This window comes from Rahnella selenatireducens (assembly GCF_046449555.1).
Taxonomy (GTDB): Bacteria; Pseudomonadota; Gammaproteobacteria; order Enterobacterales; family Enterobacteriaceae; genus Rahnella; species Rahnella selenatireducens.
This window is the reverse complement of the sequence record NZ_JBKEZJ010000007.1, coordinates 274,913-298,516: the sequence shown is the minus strand read 5'-3', so window position 1 is coordinate 298,516 and position 23,604 is coordinate 274,913. Positions and strand designations below refer to the sequence as shown.

General features: G+C 50.6%; 22 protein-coding genes and 1 pseudogene. 11 read left to right on the top strand and 12 right to left on the bottom strand.

All coding sequences use genetic code 11. The features are described 5' to 3' along the window. The first annotated feature begins 122 nt into the window (after positions 1-122). Together ACLBVC_RS14205 and ACLBVC_RS14200 are read left to right on the top strand one after the other, a co-directional pair. Positions 123-362 (top strand): DNA polymerase V, encoded by a 240-nt coding sequence (locus ACLBVC_RS14205; protein WP_410150155.1) that lies wholly within the window; start codon positions 123-125, stop codon positions 360-362. Between the two features lie 2 nt (positions 363-364). Beyond that, positions 365-532 carry a S24/S26 family peptidase gene (locus ACLBVC_RS14200; protein WP_410150154.1) on the top strand — a complete coding sequence of 56 codons (168 nt, stop codon included), beginning with the start codon at positions 365-367 and terminating at the stop codon, positions 530-532. A 338-nt stretch (positions 533-870) separates the two neighbouring features. On the opposite strand, the gene ACLBVC_RS14195 is transcribed toward ACLBVC_RS14200, so the two are convergent. The 4 genes and pseudogenes from ACLBVC_RS14195 to yeaG all read right to left on the bottom strand — a co-directional run bounded on the left by ACLBVC_RS14195 (position 871) and on the right by yeaG (position 6,291). Beyond that, positions 871-1,956 carry an acyltransferase family protein gene (locus tag ACLBVC_RS14195; RefSeq protein ID WP_410150153.1) on the bottom strand — a complete coding sequence of 362 codons (1,086 nt, stop codon included), beginning with the start codon at positions 1,954-1,956 and terminating at the stop codon, positions 871-873. A 624-nt stretch (positions 1,957-2,580) separates the two neighbouring features. Next, positions 2,581-2,678: pseudogene (locus tag ACLBVC_RS14190) on the bottom strand (DinI family protein); the annotation flags it as partial. Positions 2,679-3,047: 369 nt separating this feature from the next. Then, on the bottom strand, positions 3,048-4,322 hold the full coding sequence (locus ACLBVC_RS14185; RefSeq protein WP_410150152.1) for a YeaH/YhbH family protein: 1,275 nt from the start codon (positions 4,320-4,322) through the stop codon (positions 3,048-3,050). Positions 4,323-4,356: 34 nt separating this feature from the next. Continuing rightward, positions 4,357-6,291 carry a protein kinase YeaG gene (yeaG, locus tag ACLBVC_RS14180; RefSeq protein ID WP_152327088.1) on the bottom strand — a complete coding sequence of 645 codons (1,935 nt, stop codon included), beginning with the start codon at positions 6,289-6,291 and terminating at the stop codon, positions 4,357-4,359. A 520-nt stretch (positions 6,292-6,811) separates the two neighbouring features. On the opposite strand from yeaG, the gene ACLBVC_RS14175 reads away from it, so the two are divergent. Further along, positions 6,812-7,561: a MipA/OmpV family protein gene (locus ACLBVC_RS14175; protein ID WP_410150151.1), complete on the top strand. Its 750-nt coding sequence runs from the start codon at positions 6,812-6,814 to the stop codon at positions 7,559-7,561. A gap of 110 nt (positions 7,562-7,671) precedes the next feature. Continuing rightward, a complete protein-coding gene (locus ACLBVC_RS14170) occupies positions 7,672-8,526 on the top strand; it encodes an aldo/keto reductase (protein WP_410150150.1) in 855 nt (284 codons plus the stop codon). A gap of 73 nt (positions 8,527-8,599) precedes the next feature. Here the strand turns inward: ACLBVC_RS14170 and ACLBVC_RS14165 are convergent, their stop codons facing one another. Together ACLBVC_RS14165 and gapA are read right to left on the bottom strand one after the other, a co-directional pair. After that, positions 8,600-9,469 carry a D-hexose-6-phosphate mutarotase gene (locus tag ACLBVC_RS14165; RefSeq protein ID WP_410150149.1) on the bottom strand — a complete coding sequence of 290 codons (870 nt, stop codon included), beginning with the start codon at positions 9,467-9,469 and terminating at the stop codon, positions 8,600-8,602. 170 nt (positions 9,470-9,639) lie between these two features. Then, entirely contained in the window at positions 9,640-10,638 is a 999-nt protein-coding gene (gapA, locus tag ACLBVC_RS14160) for a glyceraldehyde-3-phosphate dehydrogenase (RefSeq protein ID WP_193333173.1), read from the bottom strand. Between the two features lie 349 nt (positions 10,639-10,987). Here gapA and msrB point away from each other — a divergent pair, with 349 nt between their 5' ends. Then, a complete protein-coding gene (msrB, locus tag ACLBVC_RS14155) occupies positions 10,988-11,401 on the top strand; it encodes a peptide-methionine (R)-S-oxide reductase MsrB (protein ID WP_410150148.1) in 414 nt (137 codons plus the stop codon). Between the two features lie 83 nt (positions 11,402-11,484). Further along, the gene (locus ACLBVC_RS14150; protein ID WP_104921851.1) at positions 11,485-11,757 is read left to right on the top strand and encodes a YeaC family protein; all 273 of its coding nucleotides are present in this window, start codon (positions 11,485-11,487) and stop codon (positions 11,755-11,757) included. Between the two features lie 70 nt (positions 11,758-11,827). Here the strand turns inward: ACLBVC_RS14150 and pncA are convergent, their stop codons facing one another. The 3 genes from pncA to sppA form a co-directional block, all read right to left on the bottom strand. Beyond that, positions 11,828-12,457 (bottom strand): bifunctional nicotinamidase/pyrazinamidase, encoded by a 630-nt coding sequence (gene pncA, locus ACLBVC_RS14145; protein ID WP_410150147.1) that lies wholly within the window; start codon positions 12,455-12,457, stop codon positions 11,828-11,830. 20 nt (positions 12,458-12,477) lie between these two features. Then, complete coding sequence (gene ansA, locus ACLBVC_RS14140) at positions 12,478-13,491, bottom strand: asparaginase (protein WP_165057761.1); 1,014 nt, start codon at positions 13,489-13,491, stop codon at positions 12,478-12,480. Between the two features lie 156 nt (positions 13,492-13,647). Further along, positions 13,648-15,501 (bottom strand): signal peptide peptidase SppA, encoded by a 1,854-nt coding sequence (gene sppA / locus ACLBVC_RS14135; protein WP_410150146.1) that lies wholly within the window; start codon positions 15,499-15,501, stop codon positions 13,648-13,650. Positions 15,502-15,680: 179 nt separating this feature from the next. Here sppA and ACLBVC_RS14130 point away from each other — a divergent pair, with 179 nt between their 5' ends. The 3 genes from ACLBVC_RS14130 (at position 15,681) to ACLBVC_RS14120 (ending at position 18,745) form a co-directional block, all read left to right on the top strand. Beyond that, positions 15,681-16,232 carry an NAD(P)H nitroreductase gene (locus tag ACLBVC_RS14130; protein ID WP_410150145.1) on the top strand — a complete coding sequence of 184 codons (552 nt, stop codon included), beginning with the start codon at positions 15,681-15,683 and terminating at the stop codon, positions 16,230-16,232. 247 nt (positions 16,233-16,479) lie between these two features. Continuing rightward, entirely contained in the window at positions 16,480-18,426 is a 1,947-nt protein-coding gene (locus ACLBVC_RS14125) for a DNA topoisomerase III (RefSeq protein WP_410150144.1), read from the top strand. Next, the gene (locus tag ACLBVC_RS14120; protein WP_410150143.1) at positions 18,419-18,745 is read left to right on the top strand and encodes a DUF1496 domain-containing protein; all 327 of its coding nucleotides are present in this window, start codon (positions 18,419-18,421) and stop codon (positions 18,743-18,745) included. Before ACLBVC_RS14125 ends, ACLBVC_RS14120 begins: the two co-directional genes overlap by 8 nt. Positions 18,746-18,827: 82 nt before the next feature. Here the strand turns inward: ACLBVC_RS14120 and ACLBVC_RS14115 are convergent, their stop codons facing one another. Next, a complete protein-coding gene (locus ACLBVC_RS14115) occupies positions 18,828-19,217 on the bottom strand; it encodes a pyrimidine (deoxy)nucleoside triphosphate diphosphatase (RefSeq protein WP_410150142.1) in 390 nt (129 codons plus the stop codon). A 5-nt stretch (positions 19,218-19,222) separates the two neighbouring features. Then, a complete protein-coding gene (xthA, locus tag ACLBVC_RS14110; RefSeq protein WP_410150141.1) occupies positions 19,223-20,032 on the bottom strand; it encodes an exodeoxyribonuclease III in 810 nt (269 codons plus the stop codon). A gap of 254 nt (positions 20,033-20,286) precedes the next feature. On the opposite strand from xthA, the gene tyrR reads away from it, so the two are divergent. Further along, positions 20,287-21,861: a transcriptional regulator TyrR gene (gene tyrR / locus ACLBVC_RS14105; RefSeq protein WP_410150140.1), complete on the top strand. Its 1,575-nt coding sequence runs from the start codon at positions 20,287-20,289 to the stop codon at positions 21,859-21,861. A gap of 108 nt (positions 21,862-21,969) precedes the next feature. Here tyrR and tpx read toward each other — a convergent pair whose 3' ends face one another. Then, positions 21,970-22,473, bottom strand: a complete 504-nt coding sequence (gene tpx, locus ACLBVC_RS14100) for a thiol peroxidase (protein WP_410150139.1) — start codon at positions 22,471-22,473, stop codon at positions 21,970-21,972. A gap of 132 nt (positions 22,474-22,605) precedes the next feature. On the opposite strand from tpx, the gene ycjG reads away from it, so the two are divergent. Next, positions 22,606-23,583, top strand: coding sequence for an L-Ala-D/L-Glu epimerase (gene ycjG, locus ACLBVC_RS14095; RefSeq protein WP_410150138.1), 978 nt, complete (start codon positions 22,606-22,608; stop codon positions 23,581-23,583). Positions 23,584-23,604: the final 21 nt, after the last annotated feature.

The following is a 23,604-nucleotide window of genomic DNA, read 5'->3' as shown; positions in this document are numbered from 1 at the left end:
ACCTGTTTAACTTTCTTTCCTTGATGATCAGCGCTCTAAGATTTTTCTCTCAAAGCAGTCTTCACATGCACGAAACTTAATGATTATACGGTATACGTGTACAGTTATTTGGTTGGGTGATTATGCCGAGAAGATACGAGATTGATGCTGCATTTAAGTGTGCCATCAAGATGAGTGAGAAGGGGCGCAGAACGGTCACAACTGAGGATTTTGTGGCGGAACTGGCAAAGAGAAACTGGCACTGGGGATTACGTGAAGCGAACCACTGGATCGAAATCAACGTCAATACGTTTCACGATGTGTCGACCATGGAAGGTGAAGCCAGGAAGTTCGCTCTCTACAACCCTAACGGAGGGCGTTAACTATGGGATTTCCATCACCTGCTGGCGACTACATTGAAAAAAATGTGACGCCGAATGAAGCATGCAAATGGTTCAGCCGCCCTGGTCAGTATCTGATGCGTGCTGGCGATACAAGTTGGCGTGCCGGTATCAAAAAAGATGCGATAGGTGTAAAAAATCTGGCTCGTTGAAGGGAAGAAAAAATACCCTCAAAAGAGGGCCAGTGAATCATCACAAAAATTTAGTTCGGAACAGGAGTATTACTCCTTAGCAAATAGTAGCTGACTTTAAAAATTTAACTTAAGTTTATTTTATTTTGTAGTTAAAAAAAACCGTCTTAACGTCGGGCTAAATATCAAAGTTATCAACATTACTTGGTACTGGAGGATAGTAACTCCGTCCACTAATAAGTTTAGCAGTTGCCCAAATATTCACCATGTGGCAGGCGAAAAAAGAGCCCGTTCTCTGGACTGCACCTTACTCAGTTGGGTATCAAACTTTTAGGGTGTAGTCCAATTCCAAGCTATTTTTATGAACGTTTTCCTTGAAGAAAAAAGTTACTCTGTAGTATTTTTTTATTGAATCTCATAGCTGGGCTCTCGATTAGCTTAAAGCTAAAATATGCAAAAATACTCGATATTACAATCGATAGTAGTATATTAATGTATGGTGATGCTACAAAAAATGATGCTATGGTTTGTTGGACAGGGAAAGCCCATAAATAAACACCATACGATATGTCATTTTTGACATTTAATCTTCTGATAAGCGAAAGAGAGGATATATATAGTAATAACGTGGAGGAAAATGTAAAAAATAATGCTGTTTTTATCTTATCACTGTCAGACAAGAGGAATGCAATGATAGCAACTATCGACAAAGTAAATAACATGCCGGTAGTGATCCGATTTTTCAGTATTGCCAGAAGACATCCTGCGGAGAAAAATGGGTAAAGCAAATAGATGCTTGGGTCTTCTGATCTTGTTATCAAATGGCCTTTTAATGGAGTGAACGGTTCAATGAGTATTGCTATCGATATAATGGCAATAAATGCTTTCCTGTATGCTCCAAATATAATGCTAGTTAAGTATATTAACAATAAGTAAAAGTATGCTTTTATTTCCATTGGTATCGTCCAAAGCGAACCATTAACAGCACCTAACTTGTTATTGACAAATACACCTGGGAGATTGTATTGCACATCCAGTCTTAACGTTTTATAAATATAATCCCAAACAACATGGGATGAAAAATAACTTTCAACGTTAAAAATACTTAATAAAGGCCCAATTATTACTGCTGAAATGATAATAGTTGCTGCGTAAGCAGGAAAAACCCTGAAGAAACGCGATGACATAAAATTAAATATATTCCCATTGGACATCAAACTGTTTGTAACGAGCAGTCCACTGATTAGGAAAAAAGTTTTTACTGCGACCCCACCAAATGAAACGTATCCTAATAATGTTATTTTATATAAAATATCATTACTCCCATCGACTGGAGATAATACAAAAGCGTGTGCATAAATAACAAAATAGGCACACATCAATCTTATTAAATCTAGGTTGTTATTATCTCTTTTTATAAACTTTTCTATGGTAATTGATTTCATTAATGAACCACGCAAATAAATTTTATCGACGGCATTCTATCACCATGCATGACTCAGAGGAAATTTAGTTGTCTATTCTGTGGCAACCAGGAGTCACCACTAATAGAGATTAGGGGACAAGGTTACCGGCGACACGCTTTACAAAGGTGTCTTGAGGGATGTAGGCACGTTGGTGAGAGAGAAAAAATAGCTATACCTGATACTAAAAAAATGGCTTCTGAGGTGCATATTGTTGAAAATTCCTTTCGAATATTCTCCGAGCATCACTGGAAAAAAATGATATGTGTTTGATTATTTTGACGTATTTTTACATGCTTTCTTGAGTGTACTTTAATCGTTTTTTGTTTTAAAAATATGATACTTAATGAAATAAATAAAATGGTGAGGGAGCCGGAATCGTATTCGTCTTGTAAAAGACGATTCTTCCCAGTCAGTTCTTCACTTTGAGCAGCGGATAACGTTTGAAAATATTCAGGCACCAGATAAACGCGATACACCCGAGCAGGCAACCGGCATAACCGACGTTGCTCATTTCCAGATGCAAACTCATCTGATTACCAATCAGCGCGTCCGGCCGATACCGAGATTGTAGGTGCTGGAAAGCAGCGACATGCTAAGCGTCACCATTGGTTTAACCTTCACGTTAGCATCAGGGACGGTGCTATAACCCGCTTGGTCAGTTCAGCCAGGATCAGCACATTGGCGTTCATCAAAGCGGCCATATTCCTTTTGTCGTAAATTAGCTCTACAAGCTTAACTGGATATACATACAGAGATATTTGTTTTGGGAAAATAAAACCTTTCTATAAAACTAAATTTACTCTTCGTAGATTCATACAGTTACGAACACCGTTTTTTGCAGATTAATATATAACTAAAGAATGATATTTTACATTAAAATCAATATTTTAATTAATTCCCTTGGCTCAGATGCGGCGTCATATGGAATGACCGAATTGGGACGCATGGAGATAAAATCTTCCCCAAAAAGATGAGTAAGCTATTGATCTAATTGAAAGGGGATGTGCACTCAAAAACAAAAAAAACAGCCGGTGAAAGTGAATTAACCGGCTGTTTATAATGATTAAATATTAGTGATCCTGAACCTGCTTATGGAAGAGTTCCCGGAAGACCGGATAAATATCTTCCTGTTCACGGATATGCTGCATGGCGAAATTATCGAATTTCTCCTGCAACACTTCATATTCACGCCACAGCGTCTGGTGGGCGCGGCGGGTGATTTCTATATAGCTGTAATAACGCACCATAGGGAGGATCTTCTGTGCCAGAAGTTGGTGGCACAGAGGGGAATCGTCAGCCCAGTTATCGCCATCGGAAGCCTGCGCGGCATAAATATTCCACTGCGCCGGGTCATAGCGTTCCTGAATGACTTCATCCATCAGTTTCAGTGCGCTTGAAACGATAGTCCCGCCGGTTTCCTGCGAGTAGAAGAATTCCTGTTCATCCACTTCTTTGGCTTGTGTATGGTGACGGATATAGACCACGTCGACGTTTTTATACGTCCGGCTCAGGAACAGATAGAGCAGAATGTAGAAACGTTTGGCCATGTCTTTGGTTGCCTGATCCATGGAACCGGAGACATCCATCAGACAGAACATCACGGCCTGGCTGGAAGGCTCAGGGCGACGCTCATAGTTGCGATAACGTAAATCAAAGGTGTCGATGAACGGCGTTTTGGCTATTTTCGCCCGTAACTCAGCGATTTCTTTACGCAGCCGTTCTTCTTCCAGTAATTGTGCCGGTTCACTGTGTTCAACCTCGGTCAGCGTCGACTCCAGCTCACGCAGCTCTCGTTTTTTACCCGCGGTCATCGCCGTCCGGCGGGCCAGGGAATTTTGCAAAGAGCGCACCACACTAATATTCGCCGGCACGCCGTTAGACGTATAACCGGAGCGGTGGGTTTTGAATTCAGTCAGCTGCTTGTGCTGATTTTTTCTCAGGTTAGGAAGCGCCAAATCTTCAAACAGCAGATCGAGATATTCGTCTTTGGAGATCTGGAAAGAAAACTCGTCCTCGCCTTCACCGTCCTGACTGGCTTCGCCCTGACCACTGCCGCCGCCACCGCCCCCTTGCGGTCGTTCGATACGGTCATTTTGCACAAAGTGATCGTTGCCAGGGTGAACACGGTGGCGTAAGCCACCGCGACCCTGATGAAACATGGGTTCGTTGATATCTGCATTGGGGATCGAAACCGACTCCCCGCTGTCTACGTCGGTAACCGAACGCTTGTTGATGGCCCCGGCAATCGACTGTTTGATTTGCGACTTATAGCGGCGCAAGAAGCGCTGGCGGTTCACCGCGCTCTTGTTTTTGCCATTCAGCCGTCGGTCAATGAAATACGTCATATTTCCCCCAAACGACGTTGCCAACGATCCTCTGTTACGAAGATTTTCTTACGCGCAGATACCATTCACACAGCAGGCGAACCTGTTTGCGTGTATATCCTTTCTCCATCATTCTGTCGACAAAATCATCATGTTTCTTCTGTTCATCGGTCGACGTCTTGGCATTAAACGAGATAACCGGCAGTAATTCCTCGGTATTTGAGAACATTTTTTTCTCAATGACCGTGCGCAGTTTTTCGTAACTGGTCCAGTTGGGATTGCGGCCGCTGTTGTTGGCGCGGGCACGCAGCACGAAGTTGACAATTTCGTTACGGAAATCTTTTGGATTGCTTATCCCCGCCGGTTTTTCGATTTTTTCCAGCTCTGCGTTCAGGGATTCACGGTCAAACAGCTGGCCGGTATCCGGGTCGCGGTATTCCTGATCCTGGATCCAGAAGTCAGCGTAGGTGACATAACGGTCGAAAATGTTTTGTCCGTACTCTGAATAGGATTCCAGGTAAGCGGTCTGGATCTCTTTGCCGATGAATTCAGCGTATTTTGGGATCAGATAGCCTTTCAGGTGTTCCAGATATTTTTCCGCGATGTCCTGCGGGAACTGCTCGCGCTCAATTTGCTGTTCCAGAACATAGAACAGATGGACCGGGTTGGCGGCGACTTCCACATGATCAAAGTTGAACACGCGGGACAAAATTTTAAACGCGAAACGCGTCGACAGCCCGTTCATGCCTTCGTCCACGCCCGCATAATCGCGGTATTCCTGATAGGACTTGGCTTTCGGATCGGTGTCTTTCAGGCTTTCGCCGTCATAGACGCGCATTTTGGAATAGCTGCTGGAGTTCTCCGGCGTTTTCAGACGCGAAAGAATGGAGAATCGGGCCAGCGTTTCTAACGTGCCCGGTGCACAAGGAGCATGCGCCAGTTCACTGTTGCTGAGCAGTTTGTCGTAGATTTTCATCTCTTCGGAAACGCGCAGGCAGTAAGGCACTTTGACGATGTACACACGGTCAAGGAACGCTTCATTATTCTTGTTGTTGCGGAACGTCACCCACTCAGATTCGTTGGAGTGCGCCAGAATAATTCCGTTGAACGGCAGGGCAGAGATCCCCTCGGTTCCGTTGTAGTTACCTTCCTGTGTGGCGGTCAGCAGCGGATGCAGTACTTTAATCGGTGCTTTAAACATCTCGACGAATTCCATCACACCCTGGTTTGCGCGGCAGAGTGCGCCGGAATAACCGTAAGCGTCCGGATCGTTCTGCGCGTGATTTTCCAGCTTACGGATATCCACTTTCCCGACCAGCGCGGAGATGTCCTGATTGTTTTCATCGCCAGGCTCAGTTTTGGCGATAGCTATTTGTTCGAGAATCGACGGCCAGACTTTCACGACTCTGAATTTCGTGATGTCACCGCCAAATTCGTGCAGACGTTTTGCCGCCCATGGCGACATGATGGTCCCCAGATAGCGCGGAGGGATGTTGTATTCTTTTTCGAGAATATGCGCATCTTCCTGTGGATTAAACAGGCACAGCGGATGATCGTTGACCGGGCTGCGTTCGCCGTTGGCGCTCAGCACATAAATAGGTACACGTTGCATCAGGGATTTCAGCCGTTCGGCCAGTGACGATTTACCGCCACCCACCGGGCCCAGTAAATAGAGGATTTGTTTCTTTTCTTCCAGACCCTGCGCGGCATGTTTCAGATAGGAGACGATCTGCTCGATGGCCTCTTCCATACCGTAGAATTCTTCAAATGCAGGGTAACGTGCAACAACACGGTTCGAGAATAAACGCGACAGGCGTGGTTCAAGCGCGGTATCTACCATCACTGGTTCACCGATTGCCATCAACAGACGTTCCGCCGCATTGACATAAGCACTGCGATCTTGCCGTGCAATGGTAAGAAATTCCTGCAGTGTGAACTCTTCGTCCTTGGCAGCCTCATAGCGCTGGCGATAATGGTCAAATATGTTCATACGATGCCCGTCCTTCGTTATTTTACCTTTCGTTTTGAAGCGTTAACGCAACCTCAAAGACTCGGGTATAGCACAGGTTAATGAGAGCTAAGCTCCCGGAAGAAAGATCTCCCACCTGATTACAGCAACCCTTATGCCAACTTGCAGAACCCCTTTGATGCCGACAGTGTCGATGTTTCCAAAACTGTCGTAAATCGGTGGGACGGGCGACTGTTCAGGCTAAGTCTTTCATCTATTTATAAGCGTAGTTTGGCATTAGAAAAATTTCCTCTCTGGTTTTGCCATTTTTTAAGTCATTTCAATGACTCAGTTGTCCGGAATGCTCTGAAAAGCCTTACGGGACGTGCCTTGCAGACCGGAAGTTGTTTCTTTAGTCATTTTTATTTCATATTTTGCAGATAAATTGTGCGATCGCCTCGTTTTTTCAGGATTTGTCTTTTTTAAGACCAAGAATTGTTAAGCGAGACGTTTACGGTTCATTTACACTAACAAGGTTTTTTTACTTAATGGAATTAAGCTAATGAAGATTTTGAACCTAAAAACACTGTCCATCGTGGGTACGGCAGTGCTTTTCAGTCAGGCCGCTGCCGCAGGAACCTGGCAGCTCGGTGCATCTGCGTTGGTCGCGCCGGACCCGTACCGTGGCAATAACGACCACGTTTACCCGGTGCCCATCATCAATTACGACAATGATGATTTCTATTTTCACACCCTGATGGCCGGTTATTACCTGTGGAACGATGATGGGAACAAGCTGAGCGTTACCGCCAGCTACTTCCCATTAAGTTTCGATCCAAGCGACAGCGATGATAAGCGCATGAAGCGTCTGGATAAGCGCCACTCAACGCTGATGGCGGGTCTGGCTTATTCGCATAACGCCCAGTGGGGGACAATCCGCGCCAGTTTCAATGCAGATACACTTGATACCAGCAACGGGATGACCGCAGATCTGGCTTACTTGTATGCTATCAAAGGAGCAAACTGGGCGGTTGTGCCTGGCTTTGGTGTGACCTGGTTTAGCTCGAATCTTAACGACTACTATTACGGCGTAACAAAAGACGAATCCCGTCGCAGCGGTTTCCACAGCTATTCCGCGGACGACAGCTTCAGCCCGTATGTTGAAATTTCAGCAAAATACAACTTCACACCAGACTGGCAAGGTTTCGTGACCGGCCGTTATTTGCGTCTTGCCAGCGAAGTGACCGACAGCCCGATCATTGAAAATGACTGGACTGGCGTATTGTGGACAGGCGTCACCTACAGCTTTTAATTAAGTGAGCACTTTTTTAGTGCGCAATCTGCACATCAATGGGGCGTTTCGCCCCATTTGCACATTTATAGTTCACCATTCTTTTTGTATTTCCCGACAGGAGGAAACAGATGAAAGCGAAAACCGTGCAATTCCCTGATGGCACGAGCGTTCCCGCAATCGGACAAGGCACCTGGTACATGGGGGAACAAAGCAGTGGCCGGCAGGCGGAAGTGAATGCACTTAAACAAGGTCTGGATGCCGGTATGAGCCTGATCGACACCGCAGAAATGTATGCAGACGGCGGCGCGGAAAAGGTAGTCGGCGAGGCCATTGCAGGACGCAGGGATGACGTTTATCTGGTCTCAAAAGTGTATCCGCATCATGCCGGAGGCGCTAAGGCGATCGCCGCCTGCGAGCAAAGCCTCAAGCGGTTACAAACGGATTGCATTGATCTGTATCTTTTGCACTGGCGTGGTTCGATTCCGTTACATGACACTGTGGCGGTCATGGAAAAATTACAGCAATCGGGCAAAATCCGGCGCTGGGGTGTCTCAAATCTAGATACCAATGATATGCAGGCTCTGTGGAAAATACCCGGCGGGCAGGAATGTATGACCGATCAGGTTTTATATCACCCTGCTTCCCGTGGCATTGAATTTGACCTTTTGCCCTGGTGCGAAGAACACGCTGTTCCTGTAATGGCGTATTGCCCTCTGGCACAGGCGGGGAAATTACGTCATGACGTGCTGGAACATCCGGTGATGCAAAAAATTGCCTCCGCGCGCGGCGTGAGCAGTTCGCAAATTGCGCTGGCGTGGGTGACGCGAACCCGCAACGTGATTGCGATTCCCAAAGCGGTTCAGCCACAGCATGTAAAAGAGAATGCAGCAGCGCTGACGCTGTTTCTGACGATTGAAGAAATCGCGTTGATCAATGCCGCCTTCCCGGCACCACGCGGGAAAACCTCGCTGGATATGGTCTGAATTCGTTAGATCTGACGCAGACAAAAGGGGTCAGATGACCCCTTAGCTTTTACTGCGGGAAAACTCAGTCCGGTTATTTGCGGATTGAGAATGTCACCGCAAGACGTGCTGGTGTGGCAGCAGTCGAAACATGCTTGTGTGACACCTGCGCCGTTTCCACGCAAACCATGGTTTTGTAACCGTCGTCTGGCATATCTGCCATGCTCACGGACAGTGCAGAACCCGGGTTCCACGCTACAACGTCAGCGTTGTTTTCGTGCGCAACAACCAGCGTGCGTTTCAGCACCGGATCCACGATTTCACTGGTCGCCTGAGGCTGAGTGTAGATGCGGTCAGTCTGCCCGGTAAAGGTCAGGTCACCGGCTTCTTCTTTCAGCTTCGCGCCATCGACTTTATCAATGAAGCTGGCGCCGAGGCCTTTAACGGTGACATCCGCAATATCACCGATGTTGAAATAGGTATGCAGCGCGCTGTTGGCTTCGAAGTCACCGGCAGATTCCAGCTCAATGTGGCAGGTTTCACCGAGTGTGAAGCGCGCAGTCAGCACAAATTCGTGTGGCCACAGTTCCAGGCTTTCAGGGGAGCTTTTCAGCGTCAGCGTCAGGACAACGCCTTCAGCGCTTTCTTTGTGATCAGTCAGTTTCCAGGCGAAGTTACGCGCAAAGCCGTGAGACGGTTTACCCGCCGGGCCAAACCACGGCCAGCAAATTGGAATGCCGCCACGAATCGCCACGCCGTCTTTGAAAGCGCTGGCGCTGCTCATCCACAATACAGGCGCTTCGCCTGCAGGCTGCCATGACAATAAATGCGCGCCTTGTAAGGCCACTGCCGCTTTTACTTTTGGATGAGAAACCACGATCACCGGCAGTTCATCAATCTGACGCTGGCTGATAGTGGTTGAAATTTGGTTTACGACCGGAAGAGAAAAGAGTTGTTCTGTCATTATCTAAAGTCCTGTCAGGGTTTTAACAATTACGAAGATAAGAACCAAGACTACAGATGAACGTCATCAATCTGTTTGATCGCACTCATGTGCCTGATAAAAATGTGCGACTGACAGAAAGCAAAAGGGCGACTTGCGTCGCCCTTCAATCAGTTCATCAACATTGCCAATTATTTGGAAACGTGAGAAATCAGATCCAGTACTTTATTTGAGTAGCCAGTTTCGTTGTCGTACCAGGAAACCAGTTTCACAAAGTTGTCATTCAGCGCGATACCTGCTTTAGCATCGAATACTGAAGTCAGTTTTTCGCCGTTGAAATCGGTAGAAACAACGTCGTCTTCGGTGTAACCCAGAACGCCTTTCAGGTCGCCTGCTTCAGAAGCTGCTTTGATTACTGCGCAGATTTCTTTGTAGGTTGCTGGTTTTTCCAGACGTGCAGTCAGGTCAACAACAGAAACGTTAGGAGTAGGAACGCGGAACGCCATACCGGTCAGTTTGCCGTTCAGAGCAGGGATTACTTTACCTACTGCTTTAGCTGCACCGGTAGAAGAAGGGATGATGTTCTGAGATGCGCCGCGACCGCCGCGCCAGTCTTTGTGAGACGGGCCATCAACGGTTTTCTGAGTTGCGGTAGTTGCATGAACAGTGGTCATCAGTGCTTCAACGATACCGAAGTTGTCGTTGATAACTTTAGCCAGTGGTGCCAGGCAGTTAGTGGTGCAAGATGCGTTAGAAACGATTTCCTGACCTTTGTATTCTTTATGGTTAACGCCCATAACGAACATAGGGGTGTCATCTTTAGATGGACCTGTCAGAACAACTTTCTTAGCGCCTGCAGTGATGTGTTTACGTGCAGTTGCGTCGTCCAGGAACAGACCAGTCGCTTCAGCAACAACATCAACGTTAACTTCATTCCATTTCAGGTTAGCTGGGTCACGCTCAGCGGTAACACGGATGGTTTTGCCGTTAACAACCAGGTGACCGTCTTTAACTTCAACAGTACCGTTGAAACGACCATGAGTTGAGTCGTACTTCAGCATGTATGCCATGTATTCTGCGTCTAACAGATCGTTGATTGCTACGATCTCGATGTCAGAACGTTCCTGAGCAGCACGGAAAACAATGCGACCGATACGGCCAAAACCGTTGATACCTACTTTGATAGTCATATATTCCACCAGCTATTTTTTTAGTGAATAAAAGGTTGGTTGTAAAATTACAAAAACCTTGCTGAGCGTCAAGCGGAATCGTGTCAATTATTGCTGTAAGTCAAAGCGACGACCTACTGTTGCTCGCTTATTGCACGTTCCGTTTTTTTAATCGGCTCACAACCACATGGGGGCGAAAAACAGAATATAAAGGGCAATAAGATCAGGAGTGTGATCGCCATCACAAGTTGGAGCTGGCTAACGCTGATGCCATACAGTTTAGGACAAAACAGGCTGAATTGTTGTTAATTTTTTGTTATTATAAACTGTTAATTTAGTTGTAATTTAAATTCGTCAGAGAACGATAATCATGAGCAATGCATCCAAATCTGCTTCTGCACTCGAACAACTCACTGAAATTCAACGTTATGTCACCCAGAAACATGGAACCGAGCGTCCGTATACGGGAAAACTGCTGCACAATATTCGCCAGGGTATTTATCATTGCGTAGTGTGTAACGCGCCTCTGTTTTACTCCGAGACTAAGTATGAATCCGGCTGCGGGTGGCCAAGTTTTTATCAACCTGTTGACCACGATGCGATAAAATATCTCACTGATAATACGCATAATATGGACCGCGTTGAGATCCGCTGTTCCAGATGTGAGGCGCATTTAGGGCATGTTTTCCCGGATGGCCCGCAACCAACAGGTGAACGTTACTGCGTAAATTCTGCTTCGATGAGTTTTACCGACAGCAAAAATGGCGAAAAAATGGCCGGTTAGGTTGCGATGTAATCTTACCGACAAAATCGATTCAGCTATTATTCAAAATCTTTTGAATAATCGTGTTGAACAGAGGTGCTCAGATGGAAATTAATCAACTCATTGATGTCATGACGCCGGAAATCTACGCACGTCTGGCGCAGGCAGTAGAACTGGGAAAATGGCCAGACGGTGTGGCGCTGACGCCAGAGCAAAAAGAGCACAGCCTGCAGGCGGTGATGTTGTATCAGTCACGTCACAACGTGGATGCCCAGCATATGAGCATCGGCACTGACGGGCAGATCGTTACCAAAAGCAAACAAGAGCTGAAACAACAGTTTGCTCAGGACGCGCTGATTAGACTCAAACCGGAGTAATGGGAAGGGGGTTGTCAGATGCAAAAAAGGCGCATAACGCCCCTTTTTTGCATCTGAAGAGCTGTGCGAATCAGCCGTTCAGTGCATCTGCCGTTCCGATTTGTGCGCCAGCCTCGCGCATTGCTTCAACAGCTTCAGCACTGTCGTGAGGTTCGAGATTCACGCCACGGCAGCCATCGGTCAGCAGCGTAACCTGATATCCCTGCGCCAGCGCGTCCAGCACCGTGAACTTCACACAGTAATCCGTTGCCAGCCCCATAACATAAAGATGCGAGATTTCGGCGGCCTTCAGCCAGTCGTTTAGCACGGTGGCGGCGCGATGTCCGTTATCGAAGAATGCACTGTAACTGTCGATTTCTGCGTCCGTGCCTTTTTGCACGACAAAATCTAAAAGACGCGTATTCAGTGACGGATGGAATTCCGCGCCAGGCTCCTGCTGAACGCAGTGAACCGGCCACCAGACCTGCGGCAACCCGTTCAGTTCGCCCGATGTCCAGGCATCCTGATGCGAGTTTGCGGCAAAACTTTTGTGTCCGGCAGGGTGCCAGTCTTGCGACGCCACCACGGGAATATCGCGGTTTTTACACCACGACATCATCTGATTGGCGACGGCAATGGTTGCATCTCCGTCATTAACGGCCAGCGCGCCACCGCGGCAAAAATCGTTTTGCAGATCGACAAGCAACAACGCAGATTTCATATCGCCTCTTATTCGGGTAATTATTCCGTCAGCTCGCCACGCAGATTCTGCTGCATCAGTTCGCGGATTTCTTCCGGCGTATGCGACTGGCTGAGCAGGTAATGCAGCTTAGTCAGCGCGGCCTCTACCGTCATATCAAACCCGCTGATCACGCCGGAGTGTGCCAGCGCATTGCCTGTTGCATAACCGCCCATGTTGACGCGTCCTGAGATACATTGCGTCAGATTGACGACTACAATGCCGCGCTCGGAGGCATCTTTCAGCACTTTCAGCAAATCACCTTTTTGCGGGGCATTGCCGACGCCGTAAGAGCGCAGGATAAGCGCTTTCACCGGCTGCATCAGAAAGTTTTGTACAACTTCTGCGGAAATGCCGGGGTAAATTGTCACCACGCCGATAGGCTGCGGGGTGATGTGATGCACTTTCAGCGTCGAGGCAGGAACGACCGGCAGCGACGGTGTGGACAGGCGGCGGATATGAATGCCTGCTTCCAGCAACGGAGAAAGATTGGGTGACGCAAATGCATCAAAACCGTCCGCGTGGGCTTTGGTGCTGCGGTTGCCGCGATACAGCCGGTTATTGAAAAACAGAGTGACTTCGTTAACCGGATGATTTGCAGCGATATACAGCGAGTTTAGCAGGTTAATCTGGCCGTCAGAGCGCAGGGCTTCCAGCGGGATTTGCGAACCCGTGACGATCACCGGCTTGCTCAGATTTTCCAGCATGAAAGACAGCGCAGAAGCCGTGAAGGCCATGGTGTCCGTGCCATGCAGGATCACAAAACCGTCGTAATCGTCGTAATGCGCCTGGATGTCGTCCGCGATATGCTGCCAGTCTTCCGGCGTCATGTCGGAAGAATCCATCAGTGGCGCGTATTCCTGAATCGTGAATTCAGGCATTTCAGGTCGGTGGAATTCAGGCATCAGCGCCAGCTGGCGTTGTAAATGGCCGGACACAGGAATGTAACCCTGCTCAGAACGCTGCATACCGATGGTGCCACCGGTATAGGCAACGTAAATAGATTTTTTAGTCATCGAAGATGTTCTTTTTTTAGAAAGGTGAAAGCAACTGCGCTAAGTATAAAGGCTTCGCCGCCGCTGTCCCACCCAAAAAGCGCCGTGCCATAAAAAAGCCCGGCGTTCTTTGAGAGAAGTGCCGGGCGGATTTTCATGCAGCGGTGTTTAACGGAATTACTTCACGTCACCACACGTCAGGCAAAGTGCGTAACGGTTTTGCGGATCGTTCATGTTGCTGAACAGGTCAGCCTGTGATTTCAGCTCCATCGCCATTTTGCTCACCGGCGCAGGCAGATAGGCCTGAATAGCCGCGGGCAGCATGGCGTGAACGGATACGCTGACCTGAGAGAACAACATATCGCTCAGACTTGGCTCGCTGACATACCAGTTCAGCTGCCATTTTGGCAGTTTTGCCAGATCCGCGGCTTTCTTCACGGCGTCATCAAAATCACCCAGTTCATCCACCAGACCGTTGGCCTTGGCGTCAGAACCAATCCAGACGTGTCCCTGTGCAATCTGATCAATCTGCTCCGGCGTTTTATGGCGGGAATCCGCGACCAGGCCGAGGAAGGTTTTATACCCATTCTCGATGTTCAGCTGCATCATTTGCGAGAACTCTGGCGGCAACGCTTTGGTCGATGCGATATCGGCCAGCGGGGAGGTCGCCACGCCGTCAGTATGCACACCGGCGTAATCAAGCGTGTTCTGATACGTATTGATCACACCAAAGATACCGATGGAACCGGTCAGCGTGCTCGGGCTGGCAATGATGTAGTTCGCTGGCGTTGAAATCCAGTAACCCCCGGAAGCCGCCATGCCACCCATTGAAACCACAACCGGTTTACCTGCGGCTTTCGCGGCGGCCAGTTCAGAGCGGATCACTTCAGATGCGCTGACGCTGCCGCCCGGGCTGTTGACGCGCAATACAATCGCTTTCACTTTCGGATCCAGACGTGCATCGCGAATTTGCTGTGCGGTCGTATCGCCGCCCACGGCACCCGGTTGTTCTTCACCGTCGTTGATCGCGCCGGTTGCGAAGATCACGGCGATTTGCGGATCGTTATTATCCGGTTTTGGCTTCGGTGAATAATCGTAAATGCTGGTGTAGTTAAAGTCTTTGGTGGTTTTATTCCAGCCAAACGCTTTCACCATGTCATTGTCCGCTTCGGTACGCGACGCCAGAGAGTCCACCAGTTTGGCTTTCAGCGCGTACTGCGCCATGTCGCCTCCGGTGGCCTGCATGCCCGCAAGAATGCCCGCTGCACCGGGGAACAGTTGCTCAGGCGTAATCTGGCGGTTAGCTGAAACGGTATTGAGGTAGTTACTCCACAAGCCACCAATCCAGCGGCTGTCCGCCTCGCGGGCCGCAGGGGACATATCATCACGGATCAGCGGTTCAACGGCGGATTTATACGTCCCGACGCGGAAGATGTTGGTGGTGACTTTCAGCTTATCCAGCAGTGATTTGTAGTAAAGATTATTGGTCGCAAAGCCGTGCAAATCGACCGCGCCCTGCGGCGACAGATAGATTTTATTAGCATAGCTCGCCAGATAATATTGCGACTGATTGTAGCTGTCGCCGATGGCGTAAATCGGTTTTCCGGCATCACGGAATTCGCGCAATGCTTTACCGATATACTGCATGGATGACTGATCGGTGCCGGTGAAATCGGTCAGCTGCAACACGATACCGGTGACGTTTTTGTCATCTTTTGCGGAACGAAGGGTATCGACCAGATCAAACAGGGAGTTTTCCTGCAACCGGCTGCTGGATGTCCCCAGAAGCTCACGGCCCCACTGGCGGACTTTATTGTTCACGGAAGGTTTATCCACCACCGAGCCGCTAAGATCGACCAGCAGCGCGCCTTTCGTGGTTTCAACCGGCTTATCCTGCACGGCATACCAGATGCCGACGCCGGCCAGAATGATCAGAATAAGAAATACGTTGAGAATGAATTCTCTGACGAAATTAAGAAGACGCCAGGTCCACTTAAAAAAACCGGCGATAATTCGCCACAATGTGCGCATGGTCTCTCCAATAAGACGGTTAAGTCTCGCTATCCTAATGACCTGCCGGAGAAATGTCAGCTTTAAATCATTTCAGAATTTGGCGGTGACGCATTATCCGAAAGCCTGCCGGAGGTTGGAAAAATGCGTTGTGCCTATGTTAACGTAAGGTAAATAGCAATTATTCTCAGGAGATTAAAATGGACGCACTGGATTTGTTACTCAACCGCCGTTCTGCATCCCGTCTGGCGGCCCCCGCACCGGCAGGGCAAGCGCTGCAAAATATCATCAACGCGGGGATGCGTGCCCCGGACCACGGTGCGCTCCAGCCGTGGCGATTTGTGATTGCTGAAAATGATGGCCTCACGCGTTTCAGTGAATTACTGCGCGCAGCGGCCATTAAAGACGGTGCGGACGAAAAAGCCATTGAGAAAGCGACGCAGGCTCCGCTTCGCGCACCGCAAATTATCACCGTGATTGCAGCCTGCAAAGAAAGCCCGAAAGTGCCACAGTGGGAACAGTTATTGTCTGCCGGTTGTGCGGTGCAGGCGATGCAGATGGCGGCGCTGGCGCAGGGGTTTAACGGCATTTGGCGCACCGGCGCGTGGACCGATCATTCTGATGTCCGCAAAGCCTTCCATTGCGGCGAGAACGATAAAATCGTCGGTTTCCTCTATCTCGGTACGCCGCAACTTAAGGCCAGTTTGCAGGTCATTCCGGTGGACAGCGCACCTTTCGTGACACATTTCTAAGCCATTTCCTCACGAAACGCCGACCGGTTTTTCAGCAGAATATCTTCAGTACATTCTGATAAACCGGTTTTTCGTTGTCTTTGTGAGCGACTGCCATCGCGGATATCTCTATCCATCTTACTAATTGCGTCGCTAGCGGCTAACATAGCCCCCTCTGGATGATGAGGGCGTTGTGAATGAAGGATGGGACGATGGAAATTTTTGTAGCGATCACACTCGCGGTCACAGTTCAGGCCGGTGCGGTCTGATGCGTCTGTTTATTGCCGAAAAACCCAGCCTTGCCCGCGCTATTGCGGATGTCCTGCCGAAGCCTCATCGCCGCGGTGACGGATATATTGCCTGTGGTAACGACCAGGTGGTGACCTGGTGCGTCGGTCACTTACTGGAACAGGCCCAGCCGGATGCCTACGACAGCCGCTTCGCCCGCTGGGCGCTGGCTGACTTACCGATCATCCCCAATAAATGGCAGCTTCAGCCGCGTCCTTCCGTCGCCAAACAGCTTAATGTCATCAAACGTCTGCTGCTTGAGGCCTCTCAGGTTGTCCACGCGGGTGACCCGGATCGCGAAGGGCAGCTGCTGGTGGATGAAGTACTGGATTATCTGGAACTGACGCCGGAAAAACGCCACGCGACCCAGCGCTGTCTGATTAACGATCTCAATCCGCAGGCCGTCGAACGCGCCATTGAACGCCTGCGCGATAACCGGGATTTTATTCCGCTGTGCGTTTCAGCGCTGGCTCGCGCCCGTGCTGACTGGCTCTACGGCATCAACATGACCCGCGCCTATACTATTTTAGGGCGCAATGCCGGATACAACGGCGTGCTTTCTGTTGGCCGCGTGCAAACGCCGGTGCTCGGGCTGGTGGTGCGCCGTGATGAAGAAATCGAAAATTTCATACCGAAAGATTTCTTTGAAGTGAAAGCGCATATCGTCACCCCCGCCGAAGAACGCTTTATCGCGCTCTGGCAACCGAGCGAATCCTGTGAGCCGTATCAGGATGAAGAAGGGCGATTGCTGCACCGTCCGCTGGCCGATCACGTTGTGGCGCGCATTGCCGGGCAGCCAGCCATCGTCACCGGATATAACGACAAACGTGAAAATGATATCGCGCCGCTGCCGTTCTCGTTATCCACTTTGCAGATTGAAGGTTCAAAAGCCTTCAATCTTAGCGCACAGCAAATTCTGGATATCTGCCAGAAACTTTACGAAACGCACAAATTGATTACGTATCCGCGTTCGGATTGCCGATATCTGCCAGAAGAACATTTTGCCGGCCGTCACGCAGTGCTGAATGCCATCGGCGTTCACCGCCCGGATTTAATGCCGCAGCCGCTGGTTGATACCGATTTACGTAACCGTTGCTGGGACGACAAAAAGGTCGATGCGCACCATGCGATTATCCCGACGGCGCGCAGCAGTAACGTCAACCTGAGCGATGACGAGCGCAAAATTTACGGTCTGGTGGCGCGTCAGTATCTGATGCAATTCTGCCCCGACGCGGTTTACCGCAAATGCGTTATCGATCTGGATATCGCGGGTGGCAAATTCATCGCCAAAGCGCGTTTCCTGGCTGAGGCGGGCTGGCGTACACTGCTCGGCAGTAAAGAGCGTGACGAAGAAAACGAAGGCACGCCGCTGCCGGTGGTGGCGAAGGGCGATGAATTACTGTGTGAACGCGGTGAGGTGGTAGAGCGCCAGACGCAGCCGCCGCGCCCGTTTACCGATGCGACCTTACTTTCGGCGATGACCGGTATTGCGCGTTTTGTGCAGGATAAAGAGCTGAAGAAAATTCTGCGCGCCACGGACGGATTGGGCACAGAAGCGACGCGCGCCGGGATTATCGAACTCCTGTTCCGCCGTGAGTTTTTATACAAAAAAGGGCGTTATATCCATTCCAGCGACACTGGCCGCGCACTGATTCATTCGCTGCCGGACATTGCCGCACGGCCAGATATGACGGCTGACTGGGAATCCACGCTGACGCGTATCAGTGAAAAAAGCTGTCGCTACCAGGATTTCATGGAACCGCTGGTCGCCACGTTGCAGAACCTCATCATTCAGGCCAAAACAAACCGGGTGTCTTCGGCGTTCCGCAGCCTGCCTTCTAAGCCTCCAGCGGCGGCGAAAGGCAAAAGCGCACCTAAACGGCGTAAAGCCAGCCCCAAAGGGAAGGAAGCAAACAGTGATGAATAACGTACTGATGAACAAGAAGCTGATGCATAAAGTGTTGATGGCGTTACTGGTCAGTTCGTCATTGCTGGCCTCTCCGGCAATGGCGGAACGTTACGGTAACGGCGCGGACGTCGTGGTGCCGCTGCCGCCGCAAATCTGGGAGAACAGCGGCAACAGCAATAACAACAGCGCGCCGACCTGCCATAACTGCTGCATCTATAATAACCAGAGCTACAGCGAGGGCGCGGTGGTCACGGCGGACAGCGTGGTGCTGCAATGCTCGCGCGACCCGAACGTGGTCGGCACCAATGAACTGAAATGGGAAGTGCTGAAAAAATAACCCGGCTCTGAACAGCAAAAAGGCGCGGAAACAGTCACCTGTCCGTGCCTTTTTTATGGAGAAGCGTTAAGCGGCGCCGTGGCTACAGTGCGCGCAGATAGGCGTCAATCAGCGGAATATCTGCCGGTGCCAGTTCAAAGGAACTAACTTCTTCTGGCGCAACCCAGCAAAATTCCGAGTGACACTGTAACGAAATCGTTCCTGTAAAGCGGCTGACGCGCCAGCCGTGCAGGCGAATCAGGCGTTCCGGCTGATGCAGTTCGCTGGTCGCGACAAAATCGTCAACTTGCGCGGTGATGTTCATCTCTTCGCGTAACTCACGCACCAGCGCGGCGGGCTGGCTTTCCCCGGCTTCCACTTTCCCGCCGGGGAATTCCCACAAACCTGCCTGATCGCTGCTGGCATCACGCCGGGCGAGGAGTAATTTTCCCTCACGTTCTATCAGCGCGGCGACCACATCAATCGTTTTCATCTGTATTACTTCAGGTCGAACGTTGCCCAGATTGGCGCATGGTCAGACGGTTTTTCCATTCCGCGAATATCGTAATCGATACCGGTCGCTAAACAGCGTTCAGCCAGCGGATTGCTCGCCAGGATCAGATCGATACGCAGGCCGCGGTTTTCGTCAAAGCCGCGTGAACGGTAGTCGAACCACGAGAATCTATCGGTCGCTTCCGGGTTAGCGGCGCGGAAGGTGTCCACCAGTCCCCAGCCTTTCAGGCGATCCATCCATTCGCGCTCTTCCGGCAGGAAAGAACATTTACCGGTGCGCAGCCAGCGTTTACGGCTGTCTTCGCCGATACCGATATCCAGATCGGTCGGGCTGATATTCACGTCGCCCATCACAACCACCGGATTATTCACTGACAAACTGGTGTTCAGGTAATCCTGCAAATCACGGTAGAACTTCTCTTTGGCCGGGAATTTGGTCGGATGATCGCGGCTTTCGCCCTGCGGGAAATACCCGTTGATGACCGTCAGAATGCCCTGTGGCGTTTCAATGTCGGCCATAATGATACGGCGCTGGGAGTCTTCATCGTCTCCCGGGAAACCACGGCGTACAGCCACCGGTTCCTGTTTAGTCAGCATGGCCACGCCATAATGGCCTTTCTGCCCATGATAAAACACGTGATAGCCGTACTGGCTGACATCTTCCAGCGGGAACATGTCGTCGTGAACCTTAGTTTCCTGCAAACCGATCACGTCAGGCTGATGCTGTTCAATAATGGCGGCGAGTTGGTGTGGGCGCGCGCGCAATCCGTTGATATTAAAGGAGACGAACTTCATAGTCGGGAACCATTTGGCGATGAAATCAGAAGGGCGATAGTAGCAGAAAAAGGGAGGGATGGCGAAATCCGCGCACCCGAAAATCACAGCAAAAACACCGCAAAAGCAAAACGCTTACCCGATCATTGCGGCAAGCGGATTTCCACCCGGGAATTATTTTGTCAACTTTTCGTGACAGTCTCTTCTTCCCTTGTACATGAAAGAGTATTATCCCCCCAGCGATTTCCGCACCGGCAGAAAAAAGGTCAACACTGATGCGTCTGGAAGTTTTTTGCGAAGACCGCCTGGGGCTCACCCGGGAACTACTCGATCTACTGGTTTTACGCAGTATTGATTTACGCGGGATCGAGATTGCCTCGATTGGCCGCATTTACCTTAATTTTTCCCAACTGGATTTTGATACTTTTCGCGCCCTGATGGCAGAAATCCGCCGTATTGACGGCGTGACGGATGTCCGTACTGTTACGTTCATGCCTTCTGAGCGGGAACATCGCGCCCTGCGTGCGCTGCTGGTCTCCATGCCGGAGCCGGTTTTCTCCATTGATATGAAAGGCAAAATCGAGCAGGCCAATCCGGCGGCGATGGCGTTGTTTGAACTCGATGAAGAGAAAATCCGCAACGTCACGGCGGTGAACCTGATCACCGGTTACAACGTCACGCGCTGGCTGGAAAGCGATAATGCTCAGCCGCATTCCGAGCGAATTGTCATCCGCAGTCAGGATTTCCTGATGGATCTCACGCCGATCCACATTGAGGATGAAAACGAAAAAGGCGGTATCGCCGGTGCCGTGGTCATGCTCAAATCGGCCGCCCGCATGGGCCGCCAGTTGCAGGATCTGACAGTCAACGACGACAGCGAGTTCGACCACATTGTCGCAGTCAGCAGCAAAATGCGCCACGTGCTGGATCAGGCACGCAAACTGGCGATGCTGGATGCACCATTGCTGATTGTCGGTGACACCGGCACCGGCAAAGATTTGCTGGCGCACGCCTGTCATCTGCGCAGCGCACGCGGCAAAAAACCGTTCCTCGGCCTCAACTGCGCCTCGCTGCCGGATGACGTCGTTGAAAGTGAACTGTTTGGTTATGCCGCTGGCGCATATCCGAATGCACTGGAAGGCAAAAAAGGCTTCTTCGAACAGGCCAACGGCGGTTCGGTATTGCTCGATGAAATCGGTGAAATGTCGCCGAGAATGCAGATCAAGTTGCTGCGTTTTCTTAATGACGGCACGTTCCGTCGCGTGGGCGAAGAGCATGAAGTGAAGGTGGATGTACGCGTAATGTGCGCCACGCAGAAGAATCTGGTGGAACTGGTTCAGCGCGGAGAATTCCGTGAAGACCTGTATTACCGTCTGAACGTGCTGAGCCTGACGCTGCCGCCGCTGCGCGATCGTCCGGCGGACGTCATGCCGCTGACCGAACTGTTCGTGGCGCGTTTCTCTGATGAACAGGGAATGCCGCGACCAAAACTGTCCTCGCAGCTGGCAAATTATCTGACGCATTACGGCTGGCCGGGCAACGTCCGTCAGCTGAAAAACGCCATTTATCGTGCGCTCACCCAGTTGGAAGGCGGCGAACTGCGTCCGCAGGACATCGTTCTGCCAGACTTTGATGCCGAAGTGACGATTGGCGAAGAAGCGCTGAATGGTTCGCTCGACGATATTAGCAAGCGTTTCGAACGTTCGGTGCTGACCCGTCTTTATCGCACTTATCCAAGTACGCGAAAACTGGCGAAACGTCTGGGCGTTTCACACACGGCGATTGCCAATAAACTGCGCGAATACGGCCTCAGCGCCCGTCGCGGTGAAACCGGCGAAAGCGAAGAGTAACACCTGCTGATCAGTAAATTTTTCATCAAATAAGAAGCAATAAAAAAGCAACGGACTGAGCCGTTGCTTTTTTTCGCCTGTCATCCGCAGATGACAAAACTCAGATCCTTATTTCAGGACAGCCAGCGCAGACTCGTAGTCTGGTTCGGTGGTAATTTCGTTCACCAGCTCGCTGTACAGCACGTTGTCCTGACCATCCAGAACGATCACGGCACGTGCAGTCAGGCCAGCCAGTGCGCTGTCGGTGATCGCGACGCCGTATTCAGATTTGAAATCACCTCCACGCAGGGTGGACAGTGTAATAACATTGCTCAGGCCTTCCGCGCCGCAGAAGCGGGATTGTGCGAAAGGCAAGTCAGCGGAGATACACAGTACAACAGTGTTCTCGATTTCGCCCGCCAGCTGGTTAAATTTACGCACTGACGTCGCACAAACGCCGGTATCAATGCTTGGGAAAATGTTCAGGACTTTCCGTTTACCCGCGAAGCTGCTCAGGCTGACATCAGAGAGATCTTTAGCGACCAGGCTGAAAGGCTTGGCGGCGTCGCCTTTTTGTGGGATTTTGCCAGCAACGGTGACCGGGCTGCTCTGAAAGTGTACTGTCTGGGTCATGATTATTTCCTATGGACATTGGAGTCAAACGGCTTTCAGTTTAGGGGAACAATTGTAGATTGGATATATATTAAATGCTAAATACTTGTATATCTTATATATGCCCGTTTGAGTATATACCGAGGAGCCGTTATGAGAAGTGTTCGCTTTTATCCCGAAGCCTGGCCGTTGCATACGGCATTTGTGATCTCCCGCGGCAGCCGCACTGAAGCGCGCGTAGTCACTGTCGAAATCGAAGAAAAGGGCATTCGCGGCGTAGGAGAATGCACGCCGTATCCCCGCTATGACGAAAGCGAAACCTCGGTGATGGCGCAAATTGCCAGCGCCGTCACAGCGATTGAACAGGGTGCAACCCGCGAACAGTTGCAACATTTGCTTCCCGCCGGTGCCGCCCGAAATGCACTGGATTCTGCGCTGTGGAACATTGAAACACAGCTGACCGGCCTGAATCTCTGGCAACTCACCGGCACCGAACCGCTGGCGTCGATCAGCATGGCGCAAACCGTCAGTATCGGCACGCCGGAAGAGATGGCGCAAGCCGCGCTCGCGCTGCAACAAAGAGGCGCAACGCTGCTAAAAATCAAACTCGACGACCGGCTGATTGCCGAGCGTCTGGTCGCTATCCGCGCCGCCGTGCCCAAGGCGTCCCTGATTGTGGATGCCAATGAAGCGTGGCAAAGCGACGGGCTGGCGGCACGCTGCCAGTTGCTAGCCGATCTCGGGATTCTGATGCTCGAACAGCCGCTGCCTGCGGGCGAAGATTCCGCACTGGAAAATTTCATCCATCCGCTGCCCATTTGTGCCGATGAAAGTTGCCATATGATTGAAGGGCTGCCGGCGCTGAAAGGGCGTTATGAAATGGTGAATATCAAACTCGATAAAACCGGCGGACTGACGGGCGCTTTGCAACTGGCGCAGGCGGCGCGTGAACAGGGTTTTGAAATCATGCTGGGCTGCATGTTATGCACGTCGCGCGCGGTGCGGGCGGCACTTCCGCTAACGGCGGGCGCGAAGTTCATCGATCTCGATGGCCCGACCTGGCTGGCGCAGGACGTGGAACCTGCGATGAAGTTTCACTGCGGCGGAATCGACCTCGCCGGTTCCGAATAATTTTCCGCCTGTTGTCGCCGT